This window comes from Oligoflexus sp. (assembly GCF_035638955.1).
In the GTDB taxonomy this organism is placed as follows: Bacteria; Bdellovibrionota_B; Oligoflexia; order Oligoflexales; family Oligoflexaceae; genus Oligoflexus.
This window is the reverse complement of sequence record NZ_DASQYZ010000068.1, coordinates 1-8,074: the sequence shown is the minus strand read 5'-3', so window position 1 is coordinate 8,074 and position 8,074 is coordinate 1. Positions and strand designations below refer to the sequence as shown.

Here is an 8,074-nt window from a genome sequence, read left to right as displayed (position 1 = left end):
AAAGCGCATTGGACTTCGGTGGTGATTCCCGAGGCTCTCGCTTTGATTGAACAGTTGGAAAAAAATGCGCCGGCTTATGAAACAAACGCTCGCCAGCAGCAGATGGAAAAACTGGCGACTCAGGTCCGTCGCAAGGCTCTCAAAGAAAGCCTGGCGCGCCTCAAACAGAATCTGATGCGCGGCACGGAAGAGGAGCAGCGTGAAATTTTATCCGCTGTGGCTCGCATAACTAAAGAACTCAATGCCGCCGGCCTCGAAGGTCGCGGCGCAACCCAATCATAAGGCCCAGGCATGGACGAGATTGTTGACAGCGCCACCCGCCTTGAAGGTCGCGTGCAGATCCAACCACAAACCTCAGGCATGGACGGGATTGTTGGCAGACGACAAACCTCAGGCATGGACGAGATAATTTACGCAGGTTTTTGGCGTCGACTGGCCGCCGTTTGCATCGATCATCTGCTTTACGGGGCGATGATCGCATGCGTTGGCTTCGTACTGATGTTTCCAGCTCTGCTGCTTGGCTTCATGTCGATGTTCAGCATGACGACGATCACGATTTTCACGATCACGCTGTGGTTGGGGGTACTGGCACTGCTGGTCGGTTCCCACTGGCTTTATTATGCCGGATTCGAAGCCTCATCCTTACAAGCCACGCCAGGCAAGATCGCGCTGGGCCTGCGGGTGTGTGATGAGCACTTTCAGCGCCTAACTTTACGTCGTTCCACCATTCGTTATATAAGTCATTTTCTATCTGCGTTATTGCTTTATTTTGGATATTTGATTTCCTTTTTTACGGCCAAAAGGCAAACTCTCCATGACTTGATCAGTGACAGCATAGTCGTACGTTGGAATAACCTGCCAAAAGTAAATACAGGAGGCAGTCTGCCGCAGCTGATTTCGGAGACCAAACCAGAGTTGGCATAGAAGCGAAAGAAAGGGTGTCAGAGGAACTGTACTATAGTCACAATGTCACAGATAAGCGTTCAGGCGAAGGTTAATTTCCCTTACATTTCAGCTCCACTCGGCATCAGCAGAGACAAGGCAGCGAAGGATAAGTCAGGAAGTTTAAAAACATTTTGCCTGCAACGCCGCTTGCATTTTTGGCTAGCGGTATTTATAACTATAGATTAAACGTGCTGCTCACTACGCACGCCTTCTGGTTACACAAGCCACATCGACACATCAACAGCTGCGGAGAATCTTTCTACGTATGGCTATTAAGAAAAAAACTGCCACAAAGGCCAAAGAGTCTGGGAAAGCAAAAGCAGTGAAAAAGACAGCTGCCAAGAAGAAACCAGCAACGAAGGCCAAGAAAGCAACGGCTGCGAAGAAACCCTCTTCGGCTGAAGAAGCTGCTGCGTCTGCGGTGCCTGGCAAGAAAAAAGAAAAATCCGTCAGTAAAAAAGGCGGTGAGAAAAAAGCCTCAGAACGTCTGCACGATGATGCAGAACTCGAAGGCATGGATGATGAAGAAGATGAAGAGCTGCTCGACGGCGACGATGAAATCGGCCTTCTTCCCGACGACGAGGAAGAGTTCGACGAAGCCAAGGCAGCTCCTGTTGAGGATTTCGATGAACTCCCCACCAAGCCCAATAAAAAAGAAATCAGCAGTAAGCTGATCAACAAACTGAACGGCATCTATCAGAAGAAAGGTTCCTTGACCTTCCGTGATGTGGATGCTGCGGTTTTGGATGAAGATGCAGGTCCCGAAGTGATTCAGGCGGTTTTGAGCGAACTCAAAACCCGTGGGATCAATGTTCAGGATACGGCGCAGGATGAATTCAACGATATCAAGATTGCCGGCGGCACCAAAGGTGAAGACGACATTCTGATAACGGATGATTTGGATTTCGCGGCCACCGATGAACTCGGTATCGATGATGACATCGATATCGATGTGGAAATCGATGTGGAAGTGGATACCGAAGTCGATGTGGATGCGGCTCCGGACGTCGAGAAAAAAGACGCCCGTGCCACCGAGGACTTCGGCAAGTCGAATGACCCTGTGCGTATTTACCTGCGCAAAATGGGAAGCGTGGCGCTTCTGTCCCGCGAGGGCGAAGTCGTCATCGCCAAGAAGATCGAAGCTGAAGAAAACCGGATTCTGGAACAAATTCTGAAGCTGGCCATCGGTCGTGACACGATCGTGGATGCGGCGCGGAAATTTGTGTCCGGCGAAATCCGGATGAAGGGCTTCATCAAAGGTTTTGATGATGATGAAGCGTCCTCCAACGAGGAAGCGCATTCCGAGAAGCTCCGCAAGGTGACGGAAGTCTTCCTGCAGGAGTACGATAAGTTTGAACGCCTTCTTTCTGATGGTGGCGTGACCCAGGCCAAGCCAGCCGCCAAAGGCAAGGCCAAGGACCCGCTCCAGCTTCAAAGCGACAAGATCTTTGATGTTCTGAAAGAACTGAACATCAATAGAAAGCTTCTGACGAGTGTGATCGATCGCCTGGCTCAGCATGCGAATATCCTGCGCGAAGCCGATCAGGATATCGCCTATTACGCCAAGCGCATGGGCACCACTCGTGATGGCCTGACCGATCATGTCAGCAAGAATGCGAGCACGCCTTTGAATAACGCCACCGAGCGTGAGTGGCAGCGTGTGGTTCGCAACGTTTCGGCGGCGATTGAAAACGTCGATCGCGTGCGCAACGAATCGAACATGCACCCGGCTGATCTGATCGAAAACTACCGCGCACTGCATTCGATGCAGCAGGCGGCGGAATCGGCGAAGAAAGAGCTGGTCGAAGCCAACCTTCGCCTTGTGGTTTCGATTGCCAAGAAATACACCAACCGCGGTTTGCAGTTCCTGGATCTGATTCAGGAAGGCAACATCGGTTTGATGAAAGCTGTGGAAAAATTCGAATACCGTCGTGGTTATAAGTTCTCGACTTATGCCACCTGGTGGATTCGCCAGGCCATCACGCGCGCCATCGCCGATCAGGCTCGTACGATTCGTATCCCGGTCCACATGATCGAGACGATCAACAAGCTCATCCGCACCAGCCGTTATCTCGTCCAGGAGATGGGTCGCGAGCCCACTCCGGAAGAGATCGCCGCTCGTATGGATATGTCGGTCGACAAGGTTCGCAAGGTCCTGAAAATCGCCATTGAGCCCATCTCCCTTGAAACCCCAATCGGTGAAGAGGAAGACAACCACATTGGTGATTTCCTGGAAGACAAGACCCAGTCGTCTCCTTCTGAGTCTGTCATTGCTGGCAGCCTGGAAGAGCAGACTCTGAAAGCCCTCGCAACGCTGACGCCGCGTGAGGAAAAGGTTTTGCGTATGCGTTTTGGTATCGGTGAAAAGTCTGACCATACTCTTGAAGAGGTAGGCCAGAACTTCGACGTCACCCGGGAACGGATTCGTCAGATCGAAGCCAAGGCTCTGCGTAAACTTCGCCATCCCTCGCGCAGCAAAAAACTGCGCGCCTTTATCGAAAGCTGAACGGAGGCCCCAGGTTTTTCTTTACCGACCTGGGGCTTTCTGTTACTTATCTCGTCATTCTCTTGGGTCCATAGCTCAGTTGGTTAGAGCAGCGGTCTCATAAACCGCTGGTCCCCCGTTCAAGTCGGGGTGGACCCACCATTTCTTCCCACAATTGCAAAACCCAAATACCGCAAGCAAGCTAGATGCGGGCCGCTATGCGTCCCCTTGGGACAGTTTGCGCCCGCGTTCGCGGGCTGGAAGCACGGCGCTAGAACTCCAGACGGGCCCAGTAAGAAACTTCGTACTCGAAATCTCCGTAGTCACCAGGCCCGTTGCTCGTCCAATCCAGGCTTGATGCCCGCAGCATCTGCTCGCCTGTTTCCCGGACGACGACAACTCTGGCAAGATTCTTCATGGAAAAAGCAGCAAAGAAGAACTCTTCCGTCACAAGGGAAGGGCCGCATCCTATAGCATCACACCCAGTCACATACTTTGTTCCACCCAAATCTGGATCCCAGAGTACTTGACCAAACTCATTGACGAGTTTGATTTCACTTATGGACAGGTCGCTGTAGTTCACGACCAGTCGCGTCGCCTTCGGCCTTGATTGATGGGCCCCGCATGCAACATGTGTGAGACAAAAGATAAGTATGCCGGCCCAGGTTTTTTCTTGGATCAAAGCCACAATGAGAAAGCTCCCAATGTTGTTTCAATGCTCATCGGCATCTGCGACGTCCATTCAGTGCCTCGGCCAGTGAAATGCGTATTCCTTCGTATTCTGAATTTAAAAAATGAATCAAACATTTAAAATCAATAAATATTTCAGCTCCACGCGAACTTCAGTTGGTTAGAGCAACGGTCTCATAACCGCTGGTCCCCCGTTCAAGTCGGGGTGGACCCACCACAATTCCCCAAAGCAAAATCCTAAAATCAGAGCTAGACGCGAGCCTGCCTGCGGCAGTCCTTTGGTATAGCTTGTGCCGCGTTCGCGGGGGTTGAATTAACTGATGGAGCCGCCTCTATTGGCGAGCCAAATGTATCACACCTTTCTTACTCTTATAGGGAACTTGAAAGGGCTGCTTTCAACAGCAAGCACCTCACCGTCCAGAGAAATCCTCACTATGAAAGAGAAGTTGCCAGGACCAAAACCACTTCCTCTGGTTAGAGCAGCGGTCTTATAAACCGCTGGTCCCCCGTTCAAGTCGCATTTTCCTCCCCTAAAAAAACAATCTGATAATACAAAATAATAGCTACGGGCCCGCTGACGCGGGCAAAACTCGCGGTCTGAGATGGAAGAGCGCCCGCCTTGCGTCAAAAACTTTCGCTACGCAAGCCTCTTCAGCCGAGGCTTATGGCCTTTTGGCTACGACCCACTCCACTGCTCGAATTCCGCCGAATTATGCATGCATTGCTTGCAACAGCAGGTGTATGGCTACTTGAACGGTTTGATGATTTCAATTTCCCATAATTTGAAATCAGATTCATTTGCTGTTGCTATGGGAACTCCCAAAATTTTGGCATTTGCACCAATTGAAAGATCTTCTATGAAATATCTTTCCGTGAGTCTCCTGATCCGGATGCATTTTAGCAGACAAAAGAGCAACGTCTTCATCCACCAGATATGCTCTCAGGCTCCGGAACCTTCAGACCGGCCATGAAGCGATGCGCAACCCCGAAGAAGGCGACGAATGAGGACTTCCATAAGGTTCACTTGAATTTTGAGTCTGCGCAGGGAGGGACTTATTTGACTTCTGTTAAAACCTGCTTGTTTCTCCAAGGCTAGTCCAGTCATTTAGATGGGTCTGGAGCTCCCGCTCCAGTCTAGAGCCTTCGCCTTAACTATGACCTCCTACAAGCATACGACGACTCATTCCATGCCCGATCAAGGAGGAGCAGTAGGTTGGAAGGGATTTTCCTTGAGCAGAACATTATTCTTTAGTTGAATCGAACCAAAGCTCAATGTCCTGGAAAGCTCGCTGATCGATTTGAGAAGAGGATGATTTTCGATCTGAAGCTTGTTCCGAATTGATACAAGGTTTTCCAGTCCCTTAAGGTTTTCCAGTGCCCTATTTTCCAGAAGGACAAAGTCGCCTCCAATCTGACCTAGTGACTGGAACCCCTCCAGGTTCTGCAGCAGGTCTAAGCCGGTAATCGTGAGCGTACCGCCAACCTCAGTTAAGGGGAGGGGAGCCGTATGGATATGCTCAAGCTTCTTGAGGCCACGCAACACGAGACCTTTTGTTACCTTTTTGAGATTGCTCAAATCGGCAAGGCTCTTGATGGGAATCTGATCGATTGTCAGGCTGCCATCGAAGACTTCAAGGCAGGATAGCAAGGCAAGATCTGCGAGCTTGCCGTTTTCGGAGACAAGCAGTGTGCCCTTGAAGGTCTTGAAGCAAATCTCCTTTGTATCTATCAACTCCTGGTTGTCATTGATTTCAAAACTCTCTCCAGTGAATTTCTCCAGAGATTTTAGCCCATCTAAGCTCTTCAGCGACGTGTTGACCGCAATCCGGGCCTCCTCGGTGATGGTCGTCAAGGAATTCAAGCCATCGAGGTTTTCCAGCTTGTCGCAGCCCATAATGTAAAGCACGCTCAGGACTTTGATCTGCGATAAGCCTACCAAACTCTCTAAGGCAGGAAGTTGGCTCAGAACCAGGCGACTCACGCTCTGCAGCTTGCGGAGACCACTTATGGAACGGAGATTTTGTAGGTAAAAGAGCCAAAATTCGCCGACGCTGACGAGGTTGCGTAAAGCATCAAGGTGCTGAATCAGGGGACTGCCTAGCAACTGCAGGGTGTTTCCCACGCTTCGTAGTCCCGAGAGCCCATCCAGTTGGGCTAGGACATCATTATTGGAAATATCAAGCGTGCCGCTCAACGCTTGGATGTGAGAAAGCGTATCGATTTGAGCCAGGGACTTATTATCCCTGATCCATATACTGTCGCGAACAAAGGTAAGAGACGTCAGACCATCTAGCGATTTCAACTTTTGATTGAATCGAATATCGAGCGAACCAACTTCTCGGAGGTTCTCAAAACCCGAGAGATCTTTGGCACTCTCATGACCACTTAGGATCAGCGACCCTGCGACCTTGACAAGGTTTGCATAACCACTGAAGCTTGGAATATCAGAAGGGACATCCAAGTTGTCTATCACGGTCGTGCAAGCTTCTGCATCCGAGGATTGATCCAAAAAATCCTGACCTTTACAGACTTTCTCCACGAAGAAATCATCTCTAAACCAACCATCGTCCCGTCGATTACCGGCCCGATCCTCTGCGCGATAGAATACGGACCACTTCCCTTCGGTCAATCTTTCTTCGTTGACCTCTCCAAAGATGGTTGTTTCGTCCGATTCACATTGGGTCTTGGCATCGATGCCTTCATCCTTCAAAAGACAGTACTGAATGATGACATCCTTGGGGCCGTCATGAGTAACATTGAAGTTGAGACGGGTTTTGCTGTTCACAAGGAAACGGTCTTTTCCAAAGTAAGGTATTTTCTGGGAGACGTCTCTAAAGTCAGGATAGACAAAGGGCGCTTGGCCATCGACCGAAACAGCTTTCTCCAGTGTTCCTTCGTTCCCAGCATCGTCCCGTAGTCTAACGAAGAGCTTGTATTCCCCTTCTTTTTGTGGAGCCATGATCATCGCTTGCGATATTGCGAATAGATTCTGCTCGCTTCGCAGTGAGCTGCAGGATCCTGGCTCCGTCTGCTGTTCAAAGCATACGCTGATCCAGGCTTCCTCACTCACGGAAAATGGGATCGGGTGGCCGGGGGCAGTGAATACTCGACTCTTGTCAAAGATGAGGGTTGGTGGTTCCTTATCGCGTATGAGCCCCAAGTCGATGATCGAGCTGTCGCCTATGGTGAACCTGTAAGTCAAAGATTTGCTGGGAATGGAGATGATGAGGTCTTTATTTGCATATATGTCCTCGAAGACGAGGCATTTTTTTTCGTTCAGCCATCTTTTTTCCGCATGCGCGCTCTCATCTTGCGGCCGGCGAACAAATACTGGATCCTGGTCGGCGATGACATCGTCGTTCATGATTCTGACGACAGGTCTCGATTCGCCATTATCTACGTCGCAGGATAGCTTCGTCACGGAAATCTCATTAGACATATGGTCGCAGGATGTCAGGCCGATGGAAATCGCGAGGCCAAATAAAATTTTAAACTGGTTTGATCCTATGCTCATCCGTTCATGCCTTTAATTTGGACCTTGATTTCGACTCGCCACAAATTTCCCAAATCGACGCGCCGATCCTAGCTTATATGTGTAGGCTAATCAAGATAAATTACTGAGCCATAACATGTTGTAAATAAATAAAAAATCCGCCTTCTAGGTTGATAAATGAGAGCTGAGATGGATTCAAGTTGCTGCCGGGGAGGTTACAGGGATTGATGGCCGGCGAGGGTTCCCCGCCATTTTCTTCCATTGATTAGTTGAATCTCCTGTGCCACTAAGCACAAGCAAGGAGATCGCATGAAAAAGAGTCGCTTCACGGAAGAACAGGCTCATTATAGGCGACAGCATATTCGCCTTAAATGGCTTGATCGGCAGCACACTTGAGAAACTCTCGTCCCAGGATATCGATTCGTACGCAGGCATTGGTGCCGTCATGAGCGGCATTGTTC

General features: G+C 50.0%; 5 protein-coding genes and 1 tRNA gene. 4 read left to right on the top strand and 2 right to left on the bottom strand.

The features are described from left to right. The 4 genes from VE954_RS06770 to VE954_RS06755 form a co-directional block, all read left to right on the top strand. The coding region (locus tag VE954_RS06770) for a hypothetical protein (RefSeq protein ID WP_324950974.1) at window positions 1-282 on the top strand (282 nt) is incomplete at its 5' end. A gap of 9 nt (window positions 283-291) precedes the next feature. After that, window positions 292-924 (top strand): RDD family protein, encoded by a 633-nt coding sequence (locus VE954_RS06765; protein ID WP_324950972.1) that lies wholly within the window; start codon window positions 292-294, stop codon window positions 922-924. A 286-nt stretch (window positions 925-1,210) separates the two neighbouring features. After that, window positions 1,211-3,451: an RNA polymerase sigma factor RpoD gene (gene rpoD / locus VE954_RS06760; RefSeq protein ID WP_414698977.1), complete on the top strand. Its 2,241-nt coding sequence runs from the start codon at window positions 1,211-1,213 to the stop codon at window positions 3,449-3,451. Window positions 3,452-3,515: 64 nt separating this feature from the next. Beyond that, a tRNA-Ile gene (locus VE954_RS06755) sits at window positions 3,516-3,592 on the top strand. 109 nt (window positions 3,593-3,701) lie between these two features. On the opposite strand, the gene VE954_RS06750 is transcribed toward VE954_RS06755, so the two are convergent. Both VE954_RS06750 and VE954_RS06745 read right to left on the bottom strand, forming a co-directional pair. Beyond that, on the bottom strand, window positions 3,702-4,118 hold the full coding sequence (locus VE954_RS06750) for a hypothetical protein (RefSeq protein WP_324950968.1): 417 nt from the start codon (window positions 4,116-4,118) through the stop codon (window positions 3,702-3,704). Window positions 4,119-5,315: 1,197 nt separating this feature from the next. Beyond that, window positions 5,316-7,541: a hypothetical protein gene (locus tag VE954_RS06745; protein ID WP_324950966.1), complete on the bottom strand. Its 2,226-nt coding sequence runs from the start codon at window positions 7,539-7,541 to the stop codon at window positions 5,316-5,318. Between the last annotated feature and the right edge of the window lie 533 nt (window positions 7,542-8,074).

Excerpts from the sequence above, each read along its gene's own strand:
- VE954_RS06765 (WP_324950972.1), top strand. The coding sequence starts at position 292 with ATGGACGAGATTGTTGACAGCGCCACCCGCCTTGAAGGTCGCGTGCAG.
- rpoD (WP_414698977.1), top strand. The coding sequence starts at position 1,211 with ATGGCTATTAAGAAAAAAACTGCCACAAAGGCCAAAGAGTCTGGGAAA.